At 70.9% G+C, this 17,777-nt stretch carries 19 protein-coding genes; 13 read left to right on the forward strand and 6 right to left on the reverse strand.

Annotation, left to right across the window (positions count from 1 at the left end; all coding sequences use genetic code 11):
* The first annotated feature begins 135 nt into the window (after nucleotides 1-135).
* On the forward strand, nucleotides 136-1,536 hold the full coding sequence (locus OHT57_RS42815) for a glycoside hydrolase family 1 protein (RefSeq protein WP_328752354.1): 1,401 nt from the start codon (nucleotides 136-138) through the stop codon (nucleotides 1,534-1,536).
* Here OHT57_RS42815 and OHT57_RS42820 read toward each other — a convergent pair.
* Entirely contained in the window at nucleotides 1,515-2,015 is a 501-nt protein-coding gene (locus OHT57_RS42820) for a MaoC family dehydratase (RefSeq protein ID WP_328752355.1), read from the reverse strand. The two genes, OHT57_RS42815 and OHT57_RS42820, sit on opposite strands and share 22 nt — an antisense overlap.
* Before the next feature lie 26 nt (nucleotides 2,016-2,041).
* Complete coding sequence (locus tag OHT57_RS42825; protein ID WP_328752356.1) at nucleotides 2,042-2,863, reverse strand: enoyl-CoA hydratase/isomerase family protein; 822 nt, start codon at nucleotides 2,861-2,863, stop codon at nucleotides 2,042-2,044.
* 108 nt (nucleotides 2,864-2,971) lie between these two features.
* Between OHT57_RS42825 and OHT57_RS42830 the strand changes: the two genes are divergently transcribed.
* The 4 genes from OHT57_RS42830 to OHT57_RS42845 are packed head-to-tail and all read left to right on the forward strand — an operon-like array spanning nucleotide 2,972 to nucleotide 6,555.
* Nucleotides 2,972-4,093 carry an acyl-CoA dehydrogenase family protein gene (locus tag OHT57_RS42830; protein WP_328752357.1) on the forward strand — a complete coding sequence of 374 codons (1,122 nt, stop codon included), beginning with the start codon at nucleotides 2,972-2,974 and terminating at the stop codon, nucleotides 4,091-4,093.
* 19 nt (nucleotides 4,094-4,112) lie between these two features.
* Nucleotides 4,113-5,291, forward strand: a complete 1,179-nt coding sequence (locus OHT57_RS42835) for an acyl-CoA dehydrogenase family protein (RefSeq protein ID WP_328752358.1) — start codon at nucleotides 4,113-4,115, stop codon at nucleotides 5,289-5,291.
* A gap of 5 nt (nucleotides 5,292-5,296) precedes the next feature.
* Nucleotides 5,297-5,800 carry a nuclear transport factor 2 family protein gene (locus OHT57_RS42840; RefSeq protein WP_328753490.1) on the forward strand — a complete coding sequence of 168 codons (504 nt, stop codon included), beginning with the start codon at nucleotides 5,297-5,299 and terminating at the stop codon, nucleotides 5,798-5,800.
* Nucleotides 5,800-6,555 carry an SDR family NAD(P)-dependent oxidoreductase gene (locus OHT57_RS42845; protein WP_328752359.1) on the forward strand — a complete coding sequence of 252 codons (756 nt, stop codon included), beginning with the start codon at nucleotides 5,800-5,802 and terminating at the stop codon, nucleotides 6,553-6,555. Before OHT57_RS42840 ends, OHT57_RS42845 begins: the two co-directional genes overlap by 1 nt.
* An 84-nt stretch (nucleotides 6,556-6,639) precedes the next feature.
* Here OHT57_RS42845 and OHT57_RS42850 read toward each other — a convergent pair whose 3' ends face one another.
* Nucleotides 6,640-7,836, reverse strand: coding sequence for a CaiB/BaiF CoA transferase family protein (locus tag OHT57_RS42850; protein WP_328752360.1), 1,197 nt, complete (start codon nucleotides 7,834-7,836; stop codon nucleotides 6,640-6,642).
* Nucleotides 7,837-7,981: 145 nt separating this feature from the next.
* Between OHT57_RS42850 and OHT57_RS42855 the strand changes: the two genes are divergently transcribed.
* The 6 genes from OHT57_RS42855 to OHT57_RS42880 are packed head-to-tail and all read left to right on the forward strand — an operon-like array spanning nucleotide 7,982 to nucleotide 12,806.
* Entirely contained in the window at nucleotides 7,982-8,503 is a 522-nt protein-coding gene (locus OHT57_RS42855; protein WP_328752361.1) for a PaaI family thioesterase, read from the forward strand.
* The gene (locus tag OHT57_RS42860) at nucleotides 8,496-9,347 is read left to right on the forward strand and encodes an enoyl-CoA hydratase-related protein (RefSeq protein ID WP_328752362.1); all 852 of its coding nucleotides are present in this window, start codon (nucleotides 8,496-8,498) and stop codon (nucleotides 9,345-9,347) included. Before OHT57_RS42855 ends, OHT57_RS42860 begins: the two co-directional genes overlap by 8 nt.
* Before the next feature lie 28 nt (nucleotides 9,348-9,375).
* Complete coding sequence (locus tag OHT57_RS42865; RefSeq protein WP_328752363.1) at nucleotides 9,376-9,828, forward strand: FAS1-like dehydratase domain-containing protein; 453 nt, start codon at nucleotides 9,376-9,378, stop codon at nucleotides 9,826-9,828.
* Nucleotides 9,825-10,247 carry a MaoC family dehydratase gene (locus OHT57_RS42870; protein ID WP_328752364.1) on the forward strand — a complete coding sequence of 141 codons (423 nt, stop codon included), beginning with the start codon at nucleotides 9,825-9,827 and terminating at the stop codon, nucleotides 10,245-10,247. Before OHT57_RS42865 ends, OHT57_RS42870 begins: the two co-directional genes overlap by 4 nt.
* 5 nt (nucleotides 10,248-10,252) lie before the next feature.
* The gene (locus OHT57_RS42875; RefSeq protein ID WP_328752365.1) at nucleotides 10,253-11,716 is read left to right on the forward strand and encodes a class I adenylate-forming enzyme family protein; all 1,464 of its coding nucleotides are present in this window, start codon (nucleotides 10,253-10,255) and stop codon (nucleotides 11,714-11,716) included.
* The gene (locus OHT57_RS42880; RefSeq protein ID WP_328752366.1) at nucleotides 11,709-12,806 is read left to right on the forward strand and encodes a serine hydrolase domain-containing protein; all 1,098 of its coding nucleotides are present in this window, start codon (nucleotides 11,709-11,711) and stop codon (nucleotides 12,804-12,806) included. The genes OHT57_RS42875 and OHT57_RS42880 overlap by 8 nt, the downstream gene beginning before the upstream one ends.
* A gap of 34 nt (nucleotides 12,807-12,840) precedes the next feature.
* On the opposite strand, the gene OHT57_RS42885 is transcribed toward OHT57_RS42880, so the two are convergent.
* Complete coding sequence (locus tag OHT57_RS42885; RefSeq protein WP_328752367.1) at nucleotides 12,841-14,022, reverse strand: amidohydrolase family protein; 1,182 nt, start codon at nucleotides 14,020-14,022, stop codon at nucleotides 12,841-12,843.
* A 126-nt stretch (nucleotides 14,023-14,148) separates the two neighbouring features.
* Complete coding sequence (locus OHT57_RS42890; protein ID WP_328752369.1) at nucleotides 14,149-14,952, reverse strand: FadR/GntR family transcriptional regulator; 804 nt, start codon at nucleotides 14,950-14,952, stop codon at nucleotides 14,149-14,151.
* Nucleotides 14,953-15,120: 168 nt separating this feature from the next.
* Between OHT57_RS42890 and OHT57_RS42895 the strand changes: the two genes are divergently transcribed.
* Both OHT57_RS42895 and OHT57_RS42900 read left to right on the forward strand, forming a co-directional pair.
* On the forward strand, nucleotides 15,121-15,939 hold the full coding sequence (locus tag OHT57_RS42895) for an enoyl-CoA hydratase-related protein (protein WP_328752370.1): 819 nt from the start codon (nucleotides 15,121-15,123) through the stop codon (nucleotides 15,937-15,939).
* Nucleotides 15,936-16,514: a DUF2889 domain-containing protein gene (locus tag OHT57_RS42900; RefSeq protein WP_328752371.1), complete on the forward strand. Its 579-nt coding sequence runs from the start codon at nucleotides 15,936-15,938 to the stop codon at nucleotides 16,512-16,514. Before OHT57_RS42895 ends, OHT57_RS42900 begins: the two co-directional genes overlap by 4 nt.
* Here the strand turns inward: OHT57_RS42900 and OHT57_RS42905 are convergent.
* Complete coding sequence (locus OHT57_RS42905; RefSeq protein ID WP_328752372.1) at nucleotides 16,501-17,727, reverse strand: acyl-CoA dehydrogenase family protein; 1,227 nt, start codon at nucleotides 17,725-17,727, stop codon at nucleotides 16,501-16,503. The genes OHT57_RS42900 and OHT57_RS42905 overlap by 14 nt on opposite strands.
* Nucleotides 17,728-17,777 lie beyond the last annotated feature (50 nt).

Genomic DNA, 17,777 nt, shown 5'->3' on the forward strand with positions numbered 1-17,777 from the left:
CCTTCAGAGGTCAGGACCTCGCGGTCTGACGAGATCTGGCTGAAACATTGTCGTAGTTTGCTCGAAGTGTTAGCGTCCCGACGGCGGGCATTCAGTTGAATGCGCTGAACCATTTGACCGCCTGGACGGTAAACCATGAGCGATGGTTTCCTGCACGAATCCCTTCGCGGTGTCGACTGGGGGGTCGCCACCGCGGACACCATCGCGGCCCCGCTGCCGCCCCCGCCCGAGCGTGGCGGACACTTCCGGCAGTGGACCGACGACATCCGCCAGCTGCTCGGCGTCACCGCGGACACCCACCGCATGGTCGCCGGATGGCCACGGCTCCAGCCCGACGGCCCCGGCAGCTGGGACCTGGCCGCGCTGGACCGCTGCGACCGCGCACTGGACGCCCTGCTCGCCCAGGGGACACGGCCCGCGCTCACCCTGTTCGACCGCACGCTGCCGCCCTGGCTGGACGCCGCCGGCGGCTGGCTCACCCGCGACACCGCCGAACACTTCGCCGGGTACGCGGCCGAACTGGGCCGTCGCTTCGGTGACCGGGTGGAGCGCTGGATCACCTCCACCGACCTGGCCGGCCCCACTCTTGCGGACCATGTGGCCGGAATGTACTCACCGGGCCGGGGCGCGGGCCGCGCCGGACTGCCCGCCGTCCACCACATTCTGCTCGCCAACGGACTCGCCACCCGGGCCCTTCGGTCGGCGGGCGTCAGGGGGCGGATCGGCACGACGATCACCCTCGTCGGCGGCTACGCGGCCACCGACGACCCCTACGACCGGCTCGCGCTGGAACGCCTGGAGAGCTGGACCAACCGGCTGTTCCTCGACCCCCTGCTGCTCGGCGCACACATGGTGACGGAGGACGACGTCGCGCCCGTACCGGAAACCGGCTGCGTACGCCCCGGCGACCTGGAGGTCATCGCGACCCCCCAGGACCTGCTGGGACTGTCCTGGCATACCCCGTTCCGGGTCACCGCGCCGGAGAACCTGCCCCGCGTGCTGCCGACCACCAAGTGCCGCAGCGCCCTCAACGAGGTCAACCGCCTGCTCGTGGGTCTCGGCTTCGCCATCGTCCCCTTCGACGACGTCGAGACGACCGCCTACGGCTGGCCCATCATCCCCGAGGGCCTCGCCGACGCCGTCGCGGGCCTGTACGAGCTGTACGGCGACGAGCTGCCCCCGCTGTCCGTCGTCGACAACGGCATGGGCGACCTGGACCTCGTCGACGACACCGGCCACAGCGACGACACCCGGCGCCGCGCCCTGCTCCGCGCCCGTCTGTCCTGGCTGGCGGGCATCGTCGCCGCCGGGGTGGAGGTGTGCGGCTACGAGTACTGGTCGGTCCTCGACAACCTGGAAGCGAAGTTCCGCTACACCCGCCTGTACGCGATGGCGGTCCCGGACCACGAGGTCGCGCCGGGCCCCCCGATGCCGTCGGACTGGGTGCACGGGGGAGCGTTTGCCGCGGCGCCCGGCACCTGTCCGAAGGGCGGGCTGTCCCTCGTACCCGGGAGTCAGGGCGTCGGCGCCTCGTAGTCGCGGCCACGGATGAGCCGTACCGGGCAGTAGACCAGGACGTCCTCGTCCCGCTGGTTGCGTACGGTGATCCGGCTGGTCACCACGCCCCGGCCGGGCTTGCTGGAGGGGCGGCAGCCCGTCGTCTCCACGATCGCGTGCAGCGTGTCCCCGACATACACCGGCCCCCGCACGGTCAGCTCCATGTGCAGAAAGGCGAGACCCGTGCCGTGCAGCACGTTCGTCTGCAGCACGAGACCCTCGGCGAGGCAGTACGTCAGGCCGCCCGGGACCAGCCGGCCGGTGTACCCGCCCTCCGCCGCGTGCGTGGCGTCCCAGAAGAGGGGCTCGGTGAAGCCGCCCCAGGTGACGAAGTTGACCAGGTCGGTCTCGGTGACGGTCCGGCGGGCGGTCCGGAAGACCTGCCCGACCGGCATCTCCTCGTACGTCAACCCCTTGACCAGCGGCGGGACTTCGGTGGTGATCTGTTCCGGCGTCATGATCGGTCGGTTCCTCTCGTGGGTGGTCAGAGTTCGAGCGGGTGCTTGCCGCCCACGCCCTCGAAGTCCGGGGTGCGCTTGTCGCGGTGGGCGGCCAGTCCCTCGACGACCTCGTGTCCGCCGAACCCGAAGAACTCCAGCCCGAGGGAGGCCTCGAAGATCGGCTGCGCGGTGCGGTACCAGTGGTTCAGGGACCGCTTGGTCCAGCTGATCGCGCTGGTGGGGCCGGCGGCCAGGACGGTCGCCACGCGCAGTGCCTCCGTGTGCACGTCCGCGTCGTCCACGCACTTGGACACCAGGCCGATCCGTTCGGCCTCCTCACCGGTGAGCGCCTCGCAGGTCAGCAGGTAGTACTTGGCCTTCGCCATGCCGCACAGCAGCGGCCAGCAGATGGCCGCGTGGTCACCGGCCGCGACCCCGAGACGCGTGTGCCCGTCGACGATCTTCGCCGTGCGGGCGGCGACGGAGATGTCCGCGAGCATGCCGATGACCAGTCCCGCGCCGACCGCGGGGCCGTGGATCGCGGAGACCACGGGCTTGGAGCAGTTGATCACCCCGTAGACCATGTCCCGTGCCTCGCGCATCACCCGGGCACGCACCGCGTAGTCCCCGGTCATGGCATCGATGGAGTCGAAGGTCCCGCCCGCCGAGAATGCCCGGCCCGCGCCCTGGAACAGCACGACCCGGGTCTCCTCGTCCCGGTCGATCACCGGCCAGATGTCGGCCAGCTCTCCGTGCATCCTGGGATCGACCGCGTTGAGGTTCGGTGAGTCGAGCACGACGCGCAGTACGCCGGGGGAGGGCCGCTCGAAGGTCAGGCTCGTGAACGGGGCGTAGATATCGGTCACGTCGCGCTCCTGGTGGAATCAGTGCGGATACTATAATTATCTAACTGTATCGAGCGGAGCGCGGCAAGCGGTCGGCAGCCGCGTCGCACCGAGGACGGGAAGGTCGCGATGGACCTCACCTTCACCCAGGAACAGGACGAACTGCGCAAAGTCGTACGGTCGTTCCTGGCCAAGTACTCCGACGAGGCGGCCGTACGCCGTCTCGCCGCCGACCCGAAGGGCCACGACGACCTTCTCTGGCACCGGATGGCAGGCGAGCTGGGCCTCCAGGGCCTCGCCGTACCGGAGGAGTACGGCGGCTCCGGCTTCGGCTACGTCGACATCGGCATCGTCTTCGAGGAGGCGGGCCGCGCGCTGCTGTGCGGGCCGTACTTCGCCACCGTCGCCCTGGCCGCCGAAGCCCTGCTGCGCTGCGACGACGAGCAGGCCCGCCGCGACCTCCTGCCGGGCATCGCATCCGGCGGGACGGTGGCCACACTGGCGCTCACCGAGGACACCGGCCGCTGGGACGAGCCCGGCATCCGCCTCACCGCACACGACACGGCGTCCGGCTGGCAACTGACCGGCACGAAGACCTACGTGCCCGACGGCCATCTCGCCGACCTGCTCCTCGTCGCCGCCCGCACGCCCGCCGGAGTCAGCCTCTTCGCGGTCGACGCCGCCGACGCACCAGGTCTGGCGCGCACCCCCCTGCCCACCCTCGACCAGACCCGCAAACAGGCCCGCCTGGAGTTCGCGGACACCCCCGCCCGGCTGCTGGGCACCGAGGGCACGGCGTGGCCCGCGCTGCGACGCACCCTCGCCACCGCCTCCGTCCTGCTCGCCGCCGAGCAGGTCGGGGGAGCGGCCGCGGCCCTGGACGCCGCCGTGGACTACGCCGGGATCCGGGTGCAGTACGGCCGGCCCATCGGCTCGTTCCAGGGGATCAAGCACAAGTGCGCCGACATGCTGACGGACATCGAGTCGGCCCGCTCGGCCGCGTACGGCGGACTGTGGGCGCTGGACGCCGGGGACGAGACGGAGATCGCCGTCGCGGCCGCACTGGCGCACGTCTTCTGCTCGGAGGCCTTCACCAGGGTCGCCGGCGACAACATCCAGGTCCACGGCGGCATCGGCTTCACCTGGGAGCACCCCGCGCACCTCTACTTCAAGCGGGCCAAGAGCTCCGAGGCGCTGCTCGGCCCGCCGTCGTACCACCGGGAACTGCTGGCCGCCCGGCTCGGCATCTGAACCTCAGGAGGACGTTGGCATGGAGCTGGACTTCGGACCCGCCGTACGTGACTTCCGCGACGAGCTGCGGGACTGGCTCGCGGACCACCTCGTGGGCGAGTTCGCCGGGCACCGGGGCGTGGGCGGTCCCACCGACGGCGCCGCCTGGGAGGTCCGCCTCGCCTGGGACCGCGAGCTGTCCGCGGGGAACTGGCTGGGCGTCGGCTGGCCCGGGGAGTACGGCGGACGCGGTCTCGGGCTGCTCGAGGAGATCGTCTTCGAGTACGAGTACGCCCGCGTGAACGCCCCCTACCGGGCCACGGTCAACGCCCTCGACCTGCTCGGCCCCATGCTCCTCAAGGTGGGCGCCGAGGAGCAGAAGAAGCGCTTCCTGCCGCCGATCCTCGCCGTCGAGGAACTGTGGGGTCAGGGCTTCAGCGAACCCGGCGCCGGCTCCGACCTGGCCTCGGTACGCACCCGGGCCGAGCGCGAGGGCGAGCAGTGGGTGGTCAGCGGACAGAAGGTGTGGACGTCCTTCGGTATCCACGCCGACTGGCTCTACGTCCTCGCCCGCACCGATCCGGACTCGGTCCGGCACAAGGGTCTGACCATGCTGCTCCTGCCCACGGACCAGCCGGGCGTCGAGATCCGCCCCATCCGCAATCTCGCCGGCCAGGACGAGTTCGCCGAGGTGTTCCTCTCGGATGCCAGGACCGGCGCGGACATGGTCGTCGGCGAGGTGGGCCAGGGCTGGCGCACCGCGATGGCCACGCTCGGCATCGAACGCGGCACGACCCTCCTGCCCCAGCAGCTCACCTTCGAGCGCGAGGCGGAGGCACTGATCGACCGGGCCCGGGAACGCGGCGCGCTCGACGATCCGATGCTGCGCCGTCAGATCATCGACGCCTGGATCTCCGTACGCATCATGCGCACCACCAACCTCCGCACCATCGCCGAACTCACCGCGGGCCGCACCCCGGGCGCCCAGGCCACCACGGCCAAGCTGTACGCCTCCACCCGGCACCAGCAACTCGGCCACCTCGCCCAGGAGTTGGCAGGTCCCGCCGGGCAGATCGTCGGCGAGGACTACGGCCTCGACACCCGGCAGCGCTCCTTCCTGCTCTCCCTCGCGGAGACGATCTACGGCGGATCCAGCGAGATCCAGCGCAACATCATCGGCGAGCAGGTGCTCGGTCTGCCGAAGGAACCCCGGCCGTGACATCGATGGAGGAGCGCGTCGAGCGCATCGAGTCCCATCTCGCCGTCCAGCAACTGCCCATCCGCTACGCACTGGCCGTGGACGCCCGCGATCTCGACGCCTGGGTGCACTGCTTCCCGGCCGACGTGGACATGGGGCGCCACGGCCGCGGCCGGGACGCGCTGCGCGCGTACATCGAACCCCTCGTGCGGGGCTTCAACCGCTCGGTCCACCAGATCTGCGGCCACCGCATCGAGTTCACCGGCCGTGACACCGCCACCGGTTCCGTCTACTGCCGTGCCGAACACGAGGTGGGGGAGCGGTGGATCGTGATGGCGATCCGCTACCTCGACGACTACGCGCGCGTGGACGGCGAGTGGTACTTCACCCGGCGCCGCGAGCAGCACTGGTATGCGGCGGACGTGACCGAGCGCCCCCAACAGGTGGGATTCGAGGGCTGGGAGGGCGCCGGAGCACCGGCGCTGCCCGCCGCCTTCCCCTCCTGGGGCGCCTTCTGGAAGGAGACGTGATGCCGCGGTTGTCGGGAAGAACAGCCCTGGTCACCGGTGGAGGCCAGGGCGTGGGCCGCGGAATCGCGCTCGCCCTGGCGGCCGAGGGGGCGGCGGTGGTGATCACGGGCCGTACCGAAGGCACGCTCAAGGACACCGCCGAGGAGATCACCGCGCGCGGCGGCCGGGCCCACACCGTGGTGGGGGACGTCGGCGAACGGGCCGACGTCGACCGCATGGTGGCCGAGACGGTCCGGGAGTTCGGCGGCCTCGACGTGCTCGTCAACAACGCGCAGGCGTCCGTCCAGCGCCGGCTGGAGCAGACGTCCTACGACGATGTCGAACTCGCCTACCGCACTGGCCCGTTGGCGACCTTCCACGCGATGCAGTCGGCCCTGCCCCATCTGCGGGCCCGCCGCGGCAGCGTCGTCAACCTCGGGTCCTCCGCCGCGGTGCAGGGCGAGGTGGGCTTCGCCTCGTACGCGATGGCCAAGGAGGCGATACGGGGACTGACCCGGGTCGCCGCCCGGGAGTGGGGCGTGTACGGGATCCGCGTGAACGCCGTCTGCCCGGCCGCGCTGAGCCCGGCTGCGCAGGCGTACTTCACCGACCACCCGGAGAAGGCCGAACAGGTGCTGGCCGGCATCCCGCTCGGACGCATGGGCGACCCGGAGACGGACATCGGGCGGGCGGTGGCCGCACTGGTCAGCGACGACATGGCGTACCTGACGGGAGCGACGCTGATGCTGGAGGGCGGGCGCACGCTGCTCGGCTGAAGCGGGGGCTCCGCCCCCGGACCCCCACTCCTCAAACGCCGGAGGGGCTGGAATCAGCCCGTCCGGCGGGGGCGAGGGAAACCCTCACACCACCCCCCGCCCCCGCAGCTCCGACAGCCGGTCCTCCGTCACCCCCGCCAGCGCGCCGAGGACTTCAGCCGTGTGCTGCCCCAGCCGCGGCGGCGGCGCGTACCCCTCGACCGGCGTCGCCGCGAACCGGATCGGATTGGCGAGCAGCGGCAGCCGTCCCGACACAGGGTCCTCGACCTCGACCAGCATCTCCCGGTGCCGGATCTGCGGATCGGCGAAGACCTCGGGCAGCTCGTTGAACGGGCCCGCCGGGACGTCGTGCCGGTCGAGCACGGCCAGCCATTCGTTCCGGGTCCGGGTCCGCAGGATCGCCGCCAGCACCGGCAGGATCTCCTCACGGTGGCTGATCCGGGCGGAGGTCGTGGCGAACCGGGGGTCCTGGAGCAGATCGGTGCGGTCGGCCGCGGCGCAGAACGCCGCGAACTGCTTGTCGTTGCCCGCGACCAGGAAGAGCGGCTTGTCCGCGCACTGGAACGCCTGGGAGGGGATCCCGCCGTACCCGCCATTGCCGCGCCGCTGCGGAACCTCCCCGGAGACCAGGTAGTTCATCGCGAAGTGCGACAGCGAGGCCAGTCCGCAGTCCAGCAGCGACAGGTCGATGAACTGGCCCTCGCCGGTGACGTCACGGTGGCGCAGCGCCGCCAGCACGGCTGTCGAGGCGTACAGGCCGGTGAGGATGTCGACCATGCTGATGCCGACCTTCATCGGCTCCTCGGGGTGCCCGGAGACGCTCATCATCCCGGACATGGCCTGGAAGATGCCGTCGTAGCCGGGACGTTCGGCGTAGGGCCCGCTCTGTCCGAAGCCCGTCACCGAGAGGTAGACCAGCCCGGGGTTGAGCGCGCGCAGGCTCTCGTGGTCGAGGCCGTACTTCGCCAGCGTTCCGGTGCGGAAGTTCTCGACCAGTACGTCCGAGCGGGTGGCGAGGGCGCGGATCAACTCCTGTCCCTCGGCGGTGGAGTGGTTCACCGTGACCGACCGCTTGTTGCGGTTGCAGGAGAGGTAGAAGGCGGCGGTGTCCGTGCCGGCGGCGAACGGCGGGCCGTAGGACCGAGAGTCGTCACCTGCTCCGGGCCGTTCGACTTTGATCACCTCGGCTCCCAGGTCGGCCAGCATCTGGGTGGCGAGCGGCGCCGCGAGGATGCGGGACAGGTCGAGGACGCGGATCCCGGCCAGGGCGGTCGACGGCATCGGGGTCTCCCTCTGTTCACGGACGGAGAATGAGTTATATAAATAATACATCTAGTGCTGGGATCACACCCGCCTGATTGCTTCAACTATCATATTCATGTAACTATATGGATCGGCCGTCAGGCCGAGACCGGAGGCCGTGCTGATGACCGTCGCGGCGAGGACCCTCACCGACCAGGAACAGCGCGAACGCCGCGAATGGTTCCGGGCCCGCTGGGAGCGCGGGGTCGCCTTCAACCGGTACTGCCGTCTGCGTGTGACGCGCTGGGACCCGGACGGCGTCGAGATCGTGCTCCCCTACACCGAGACGCTCTCCGCGCACGAAGGGCTCTTCCACGGCGGAGTCGTCTCGGCCCTCATCGACACCGCAGGCGCCGGCGCCGTGATCGCCGGACACGACTTCGCGAAGGGCAGCCGGCTCAGCACCGTGTCGATGTCGGTGCAGTACCTCGCCCCCGCCCGGGGCCGGGAGGCCGTCGCCTACGCGCGCTGTGTCCGGCGCGGCCGCAGAGTGCACTTCGCCGACGTCGACGTGATGGCGGACGGACGCATCTGCGCGCGCGGACAGGTGGTGGTGACCATCTCCGGGGAGCGGCAGGGCGTCGGCGATCCGATAGCCCCCGCCGACCCCATCGAACCGCTGACGGAGGATGACCGCGATGACTGACGAGCCCGCCCAGGACGACGACCTGGTGCTGTACGAGGTCGACGAGGACGGCGTCGCCACCGTCACCCTCAACCGCCCCGAACGCAAGAACGCCTGGAGCATCCCCATGGAGCGCCGCTTCTTCGCGCTCCTGGACGAGGCCGCGAACGACCCCGCCGTCCGCGTCGTGATCATCACGGGTGCGGGCAGGGCCTTCTGTCCCGGCATGGACGTCCAGCGCCTGGCGCAGAACTCCCAGCCGGGCCAGTCCCTCGACCTCCAGGCCCGTGTCCCCATGTACAGCAGGCGCCTGCTGCCCAAGCCGATGATCGCCGCCGTCAACGGCGCCTGCGCGGGCATCGGCCTGATCCAGGCGCTCATCTGCGACGTCCGCTTCGCCGCCCGGGGCGCCCGCTTCACCACCGCCTTCACTCGGCGCGGCCTGGCCGGCGAGTACAACCTGCCGTTCGTCCTGCCCCGTGTCATCGGCCTGGAGAACGCCCTGGACCTGCTGCTGTCCGGGCGGGTCTTCGACGCCGACGAGGCCAAGGACCTCGGCCTCGTCAGCCGCGTCGTCGAACCGGAGGACCTGCTCGACGCCGCCCGCGCCTACGCCCGGGACATCGCCCGCAACTGCTCCCCGCGCGCCATGGCCGTCGTACGCCATCAGGTGTACGGCGACCTCGATCGCACCTTCACCGACGCCCTCGCCCGTTCCTACTCGGCCATGGAGTTCTTCGCGGGCTCGCCCGACTTCCGGGAGGGCGTGGCGAGCTTCACGGAGAAGCGGGAGCCGAAGTTCGAGGGACTGCCGCCGGACTTCGACCCGGACGAGGCCACCCGCGACGCGTTCCTGCCGTACTGACCGCGCACCGACCGAGGAGCTCATGACGATGACAGCGCAACCGTTCCCCGTCGAGGCCGGGCACATCATGATGTTCGCCCGCGCCATCGGCGACGAGAACCCGGACCACCAGGGCGCGAGCGCGCTCGCCCCGCCCACCTTCACCATGGCGAGCGCCCACTACGACCCCGACTACCACCTGCGGCCGAAGCCGGACGAGGAGTGGTTCGGGTCCGGCCGTGGCCCCGGGGTGATGACCGAGGGCGGCGGCGGACTGCACGCCGAGCAGCACTTCGAGTACCACCGCCCGGTACGCGCAGGCGAGACGCTCCATGCGCACACCGTCCTCGGGCGCAGCTGGGAGAAGCAGGGCCGCACCGGCCGTCTCCTGTTCAGCGAGCGCATCACCGAGTACCGGGACGCCGACGGCAGCCCGGTCGTCAGCGCCGTCACCGTGGCCGTCGTGCCCGAGGGCCCCGCAACCCCGAAGGACGCCCGATGAGCCTGAGCGCGGACGACATCAAGGTCGGCGAGACCCGCGAGAGCATCCTGGTCGACGACCTGAAGCGGACCCGGATCGTGCAGTACGCCGGTGCCTCCGGAGACTTCAACCCGCTGCACACGGACGAGAAGTTCGCCGTCGAGGCCGCGGGATACCCCGGGGTGTTCGCCCACGGCATGCTCACGATGGGCATGACCGGCCGGGTCCTGACCGACTGGGTCGGAACCGAGTCGCTGCTGCGCTACGGAGTGCGCTTCAAGGCCCAGGTCCGGCCCGGCGACACCCTCACGGCCACGGCCACCGTCGACTCGGTCGAGGACACACCGACGGGCCCGGTCGCCCACTTCCTGGTGCGCACGGTCAACCAGGACGGCGTCGAGGTGGTCACCGGTACCGCGGCGGCCCGCCTGGAGCAGTGACGCCGGTGGGCGGCGCAGGGGAGGCCGAAGAGGCGGCCGGCTGGACCGCCATGGTGAGCCGCGCCTACGACCACGCCCGGCCCGCCGCCCGGTTCGGCGACCTGACCTGGACCGGCCGCGAACTGCTCGACCGGGCCGGCGGCGCCGCCCACTGGCTGGACTCGCTCGGCCTCGAACCCGGCGCGCCCGTCCCGGCGTTGGTCGCCACCTCCGCCGACGCCCTCGCGCTGGTGATCGGTGGCGCGGGGTCCGGCCATCCGCTCGCGCCGCTCGGTGTCCGGATGACCGCGCACGAGATCGCCACCGTGGTGAAGGCGACGGACTGTCAGACCCTGCTGGCACAGAGCGAGTTCGCCGAACTCGGCAGGCAGGTCGCCGCCCTCTCGGGACGGCGACTGCACATCGTCCCGGAACTGCGCCCGGTCCCGCGGGAGTTGACGGCCGCACCGGGCGACCTCGCCGCCGTCCTGCACACCTCCGGCACGACCGGCCTGCCCAAACCCGTCCCCATGACCCAAGGGCGCCTGGCCGCACGCGCCCGCGTCAACGGCAAGCTGTGCGCGCTCGACCCCGACAGTTTCTACGGCGGCAGCGCGCCCTTCCACCACATCGCGGGCCTCGGCAACATCGCCGTCGCCCTCGCCGCCGGCGCTCTGATCACCGGGCTGCCCCGCTTCACCGTCGAGGGCTGGGCCCTGCTGCGGGAGCTCGGCACCACCCACACCAGCATGGTCCCGGCGATGCTGGAGACCCTGCTGGCCGCGGGCGAGGCACGCCACGAGACCCTGCGGACCCTCCAGTACGGGGGAGCGCCCGTCCGCCCCGGCACCCTGCGGCGGACGTACGAGGCGATGCCCGGCGTCCGCATGCTCAACATGTTCGGGCAGACCGAGGGCTCACCGATCAGCGTGCTCACCCCCGAGGGCCACCGTGAAGCGGTCGCGGGGCGCACCGAACTGCTGCGCTCGGTGGGGAGGCCCGCCCCCGGCGTCGAGGTCAGGGTGGCCGGCGCCGGGCCCGACGGCGTCGGCGAGATCCACGCCCGCGCCGACCACTTCTTCCGGATCGACACCGAGGGCTGGCTGCACAGCGGCGACCTCGGCCGGATCGCGGAGGACGGCTACCTCTACCTCCTCGGCAGGCGCACCGACATGATCATCCGCGGCGGCGAGAACGTCCATCCGCTGGAGGTCGAGACCGTCCTGACCGCGCATCCCGGCGTGGCGGACGCCGCGGTGACGGGCGTGCCCGACGAGCGGCTCGGCCAGACCGTCGTCGCCTTCGTCGTGCCGGCCGATCCCGGCGCCCCTCCGGACCCGGCGGCGCTCAGCAGCCATACCCGCGCCCGGCTGTCCGGGTTCAAGGTTCCCGTCCGCTGGTGGTTCGTGGACGACCTGCCGCGCAACGCCAACGGCAAGGTCGTCCGCCGCCTGCTGCGGGAACCGCACGAAGGAGGAACCAGTGCCTGACCATGTCGACCCGCTCCGCCTCGACACCCTTCTGGGCAGGATCCGCCGGGAGGTCGAGCACGGCCCCCTGCCGTCCGCGCAGGTCGCCGTCGCCCACCAAGGACGGCTGGTGGCCGTCGAGACCTACGGCGACGCCGGCCCCGGCACCCGGTACGTCCTGCAGTCCGTCGGACGGTCCATCGTCGCGGGCGTGGTGTGGAAGCTGATCGGCGACGGGCTCCTGGACGTGGGCGAGCAAGTCGCCGCGATCATCCCGGAGTTCGCGCCCAACGGGAAGGAGGCGGTGACGGTCGAGCAGGTCCTCACGCACACCGCGGGCTTCCCCTTCGCGCCCCTCGGACACCCGAAGATGCTCGACCGCGAGCAGCGGCTCGCCGCCTTCGGGCGCTGGCGTCTGGACTCCCCGCCGGGCAGCCGCTTCCAGTTCCACCTCACCTCGGCGGCCTGGTTGATCGCCGAGATCGTCGAGCGGCGCACGGGCCTGGCCTTCGCCGACTTTCTGCGCGAGCAGGTCGTGGAGCCACTGGGCCTGTCGTCGATCGAGCTGGGGGTCCCGGTGGACCGGCAGCCGGGCAGCGTCGCCCCGATGCTCGCCACCGACCGCACCGGCGACGACCAGGAACCCGACCCCTGGGGGCCCTGGTACCTGTCCGACCCGAAGGTCCTGGCGGCCGGAGAGCCGAGCCATGCCCTGGTCGCCACCGCCGCCGACGTCGCGCTCTACTTCCAGGCGCTGGTCCACTCCGGACTGTGGAAGCCGGAGGCGGTGGCCGAGGGCACCCGGATCAGGCTGACCGATCACCCGTACGGGGAGCAGATCTACGGGGGCGGCGGCAGTCGCCGTACCAGCATGGGACTGTTCGTGACGGTGGCGGGCCCCGACGCGGGGAGCAACCTTCCGTCGACGGGCTCGCAGGCGCTCTTCGGCAGCGCGGGGGCGGCCTACCAACTGGGCTTCATGGACCCGGAGTCGGGCCTGTCCTTCGCCTGTCTGAGCAACGGCTATCCGCTCGCCGGCTACGACAACTCGCCCCGCGGCACCGCACTGCTCACCGACATCGCGAACCTGGCGGCGGGCCTGGTCGGTTAGACCGGGCCCGCCGCCAGGCGGGGTCGTACGACGCTCAGCGGCTGATCAGCTGCTGAGCGTTGTTGTACATGATGTCGTCCTGCGCGGACTCGTCGAGCTCCGCGATGAGCTTGCGGAAGTCGGCCGGCTGCGCCAGGCCCTCCGCGTGCGGGAAGTCGGAGCCCATGACGATGGACTCGTGGTAGCCGAGGCGCTTGACCACACCCACGATGTCGTCCTCGGGGTAGGGCACCACTCGGACGTGCTTGCGGAAGATCTGGCTCGGCCGCTCGTCCAACTGCCCGCCGATCCAGGGGCCGTTGCGGCCCATGCCCCGGCTCTTGTCCATGTGGCGCACGAAGTGCGGAACCCACTCGGAGCCGAACTCCGAGACCAGGACGTTGATGTCGGGGAAGCGCCCGAAGAGGTTGTCGAAGATCAGCGCTGACAGCGTCTCCTCGACGGGGCGCTGGCCGTAGGTGTTCTGCCACTGCCAGGCCGACATCCGGAAGTGGATGGGGTGCGGGTCGAAACCCCACGAGGGTGCCACCTGCGAGTTGTAGTAGAACTCGCTGATGTGGTAGCAGACGCTGGCCTTGGCCTCGTTGACCAGCTTCCAGAACGGGTCGAAGTACGGGTCGCCCGGCGAGCGGCCGTACATCGGTCCGGTGGGCAGCAGGATGAAGCGGGCGCCCTGGTTCAGGACGTACTCCAGCTCCTTGACCGCGCTGGGCAGATCGCGCAGCGACAGCAGGGCCGGGGCGTAGATGCGGCCCTGGTGGTTGAAGCCCCAGACCTCGTTCATGTAGCGGTTGAACGAGTGGTAGTTGGCGTAGAGCGGCTCCACGCCCTTCACGTACTCCTCCGCGACCAGGGCCCAGCCGCCCGGGTAGATGATCGACTGGTCGAGGCCCTGCTCGTCCATGACCCGCAGCCGGGCGTCGCGGTTCTGGTACGACTCGTGCATCGGCTCGAACTGGTAGGTCTCCTCCGGGTTGCCCGAGGCCATCGCCTTGAGCATCTCCTTCAGCGACCCAGGGCGGTAGACCTGCCCGAACTCCGGCTCCAGACAGACCACGATCCGGTCGCCGGCGAGGATCACCTCCCGCCCGTCCGGCAGTGTCACCGGTGCGACCGCGGCGCCGAGGAACTCCTTGGGGAGATAGCGGGTGAAAGAGTCCCGCTCCTCGTACATGTGCTGGTCGCAGTCGAAGATGGGCTTGCGCTGTTCGGCCATGGCCGTCGCCTCCGGACCCCGTCGCTAATCGGTACGACTCCTATAATTATCTAACTGTTTCTCTGAGGCAAGGGGGTAGCCGAAAGCGGGGTGGGGCGGGCGCGGGGGAGCGGGGCCGGGGCGGGGTCAGTCGAGGAGTTCGAGCACCGTCTTGGGTCCGGCGGAGTTCACCACGTCGTCGGCGCTGGAGATGTGCCGCTGCCAGAGCTTCTCGGCCTCGTCCGCCTTGCCGGACTCGATCAGGCCGACCATCCGCACGTGCGCCCGGTGCCCCTTGAGCGCCTGTGTCCTCTGGGCCTCGGCGTCCACGGCGGCCGCTGTGTACGAGGCGTTGGCCCGGTCGATGATGTTGCGGACCATGCTGCACAGCAGGATCAGGGTCTGGTTGCCGGTGAGCTCGACCAGCAGGGCGTGGAAGGTGTCCTGTGCTTCGACCAGGGCGAGCGGGTCGTCCAGGACCGCCTTCTCGGCCGCCACCGCGTCCCGCAGCCGCTTGATGTCGTCCGCGGTGTGCTTGGTGGCGAGCTGCCGGGCGCAGGGTGGCTCGATGAGGGCGGCCGCGCGATAGAGGTCGCCCAGGGTGGCCCCGCGGTACTCGAGGATCAGGCCGGCGAAGCGGGCGGCGACGTCGGCGTCGGGCGCGCTCACCCGGGCGCCGCCGTGGGCGCCGCGGCGGACCGTGATCAGTGATTCCGACTCCAGTACGCGGAACGCCTCGCGCAGTGTCGGCCGGGAGATGCCGAACTGCTCCATCAGGCCCGACTCCGGCGGCAGCGCGTCGTCCGGCATGAGTTCGCCCCGCACGATCTGGCGGCGCAGGTGTGCGGCGACCAGTTCGGCGGTCTTCGGTACTCGCACCTGGCGTCCGACGCGAGTGCGGGCGGGGACGGGCACGGTCGCCGTTTCGCGTGCGCGGGCTGCCTCGGCCACGGTGGGCTCCTCATATAGCAAAATGAATCGTCTTAGTGCATCGAGGGTACCAGGTCAAGCGTTGGTTGATCTTCCCTCGGAAGCGGCGGATCTGGTGCCCCGAGCGGTCTTTGGTATATAGATGATTCATCTAGCTATAACCCGAACAGGCCCGTGGGAGTGACCTCGATGACCGAGACTTCGACCCCGGTGATCCTCACCGAACTCACCGACGACGGGGTCATGATCCTCACCCTGAACCGGCCGGAGCGGCACAACGCCTGGACGCTGGAGATGGAGCTCCTCTACAACGAGCTGTTCGACCGGGCGGAGGCGGACCCGCGGGTCCGGGCCGTGCTGCTCACCGGCGCCGGGCGCAGTTTCTGCCCCGGCATGGACATGAGCGTGCTGGACGGGGCGTCGTCCGGCGCCCGCCCGTGGCCCACCGACCGGCTGCCCCCGCGCACCCGACCGATGACGTTCCCCAAGCCGGTCGTGGCGGCCGTGAACGGCGCCTGCGCGGGCATCGGGTTCAACCAGGCCCTGATGTGCGACGTCCGGTTCGCCGTGCCGCACGCCAAGTTCGCCGCCGCCTTCAGCGCGCGCGGCCTGGTCGCCGAGGACGGTGTGTCCTGGCTCCTGCCGCGGCTGGTCGGCCACGGCAACGCCGCCGACCTGCTGCTGTCCTCGCGCCGCTTCACCGGGACGGAGGCCCACGCGATGGGGCTGGTCAACCGTCTCGTCGAGCCGGACCAGCTCCTTGCGGAGGCCCTCGCCTACGCGACCGAACTGGCCCGCTCGGCCAGCCCGTACGCGATGTCCCTCATCAAACGGCAGCTCGTCGACGATCAGGCGCGGTCCTTCACGGAGAGCCGCGACAACGCGGCCGCGCTGCTGGCCGTGGCCAAGCGGGCCCCGGACTACCGGGAGGGCGTGCTCAGCTTCATCGAGCGCCGGCAGCCGGAGTTCGCGGGGCTGGGGGAGACGGTGCCGGAGGTGACGTCATGACGCGCTCCGCCCTTCCTCTGCACCGTCGTACGATCACCGTCACCGCGTACGAGGAGGACGGCGCCGAGATCCGGGTCGAGGCGGAGCTGTGCGACGAACGCCCGTGGGAGCAGCCGCCGGGCGGAGTCGTCCACCGGATGGTCCTGGCGGTGCGGGTACGCCTCGCCGACATGGTCGTCGTGGCCGCCGACGCGCAGATGCGTGACTTCCCGCACGCCGAGTGCCCGCTGATCGCCCCGGCCTTCGAGGGTCTGGTGGGGCTGGGTGTCGCCGCCGGGTACAACCGGGCCGTCCAGGAGCGCTTCCGGGGTGTCTCGGGCTGCTCCCACCTCTACGAACTGAGCCGCGCGCTCGGCCCGGCGGTGGTGCAGGCGGCCATGTCCGTCAACGCGCGCCGGCGGGCGGCGGGTGATGCGGCCGAGGACCCGCGTGCCTCGGCCGCGGTGATGAACAGCTGCCACATCTGGGCACCGGACGGTGTGGGCCTGCGCAAACTCGACGCGGGCTGGCGCCCCGGAACCGGTCCGCGTCCGGTCCCGGAGCTCGGCACCTTCGAGCGCCCTACGGGGCCGTGATCCGCGGCTCGCGCGGCAGCCCCAGAACCTTCTCCGCGAGGATGTTCCGCTGCACCTGCGAGGTGCCCGCGTAGATCGTGCCCGACAGGGCGATCAGATACGTCGTCGACCAGGACGCCGAGGAGTTCGCGGCGCCGGGGTCGTCGGTGCGGTAGGTGCGCAAGGGCGGCCGGCCGACCGGCACCTGGCCGTGCAGGCCCATGATGTCCATCGCCAGATCGGTGACCTCGGTGTGGTACTCGCTCCAGTACAGCTTGGCGATCGACGTCTCGGGGCCGGGCTCGGCGCCCTTGAGCCAGCCGGTGAGGATCCGGTAGCCGAGACAGCGCATGATCTCGACCTTGGACCAGCACCAGGCGATCCGCTGCCGTACGACGGGGTCCTGGTCCTTCCCGTGGAGCCGGGCCAGTTCCACGAGCCGTTCCACCTCGGCCCGGAACAGGATCGGGTTGGTGGCCGCCTCCTCGCCGCGCTCGACGCCCAGCAGGCTCTGGGCCACCGTCCAGCCGTTGTCGACGCCGCCGACGACGAGATCGGCGCGGGTGCGGGCGCCGGTGAGGAACACCTCGTTGAAGTGCAGCTGTCCGCTCATCATGCGGAACGGCCGTACCTCGACGCCGGGCTGGTCGAGCGGGACCAGGAGGAAGGAGATGCCCCGGTGCTTGGACGCCTCCCGGTCCGTGCGGGCCAGGACGAAGATCCAGTCGCTGTGATGGGCGCCGGAGGTCCACACCTTCTGGCCGTCGATCACCCACTCCTCGCCGTCCCGCACCGCGCGGGTCTTCAGGGAGGCCAGATCGGAACCGGCGTCCGGCTCCGAGTACCCCTGGCACCAGGTGTCCTCGCCGCTGAGGATGCGGGGCAGGAAGTGGCTCTTCTGCTCCTCCGTGCCCCAGCGCAGCAGCGTGTTCGCCAACATCTTCACGCCGAAGGTGTCCTGCGGCAGCCCGAACGGAACGCCGGCCAGGGCGAGTTCCTCCATCAGGACGACCTGGTGGAGCTTGGACAGGCCGCGGCCGCCGTACTGCTTCGGCCAGGTGAGGGAGAGATAGCCGTGCTCGACGAGTCGGCCGCGCCAGTCGCGGGCGAAGGCCCAGGCCGAGTCCTCGTCCAGGGCGCCGATGCCCTTCCAGTCCGCCGGCAGCGCCTCGGCCAGGAACGCCTTGACCTCGGCACGGAACGTCCCGGTCTCCGGGGGATAGCTGATGTCCACCTGTGTTCGCTCCTCGTCCGACGCCCCGCCCGCACAGCTGGTCGCTGTAT

The organism is Streptomyces sp. NBC_00285 (assembly GCF_036174265.1).
Taxonomy (GTDB): Bacteria; Actinomycetota; Actinomycetes; order Streptomycetales; family Streptomycetaceae; genus Streptomyces.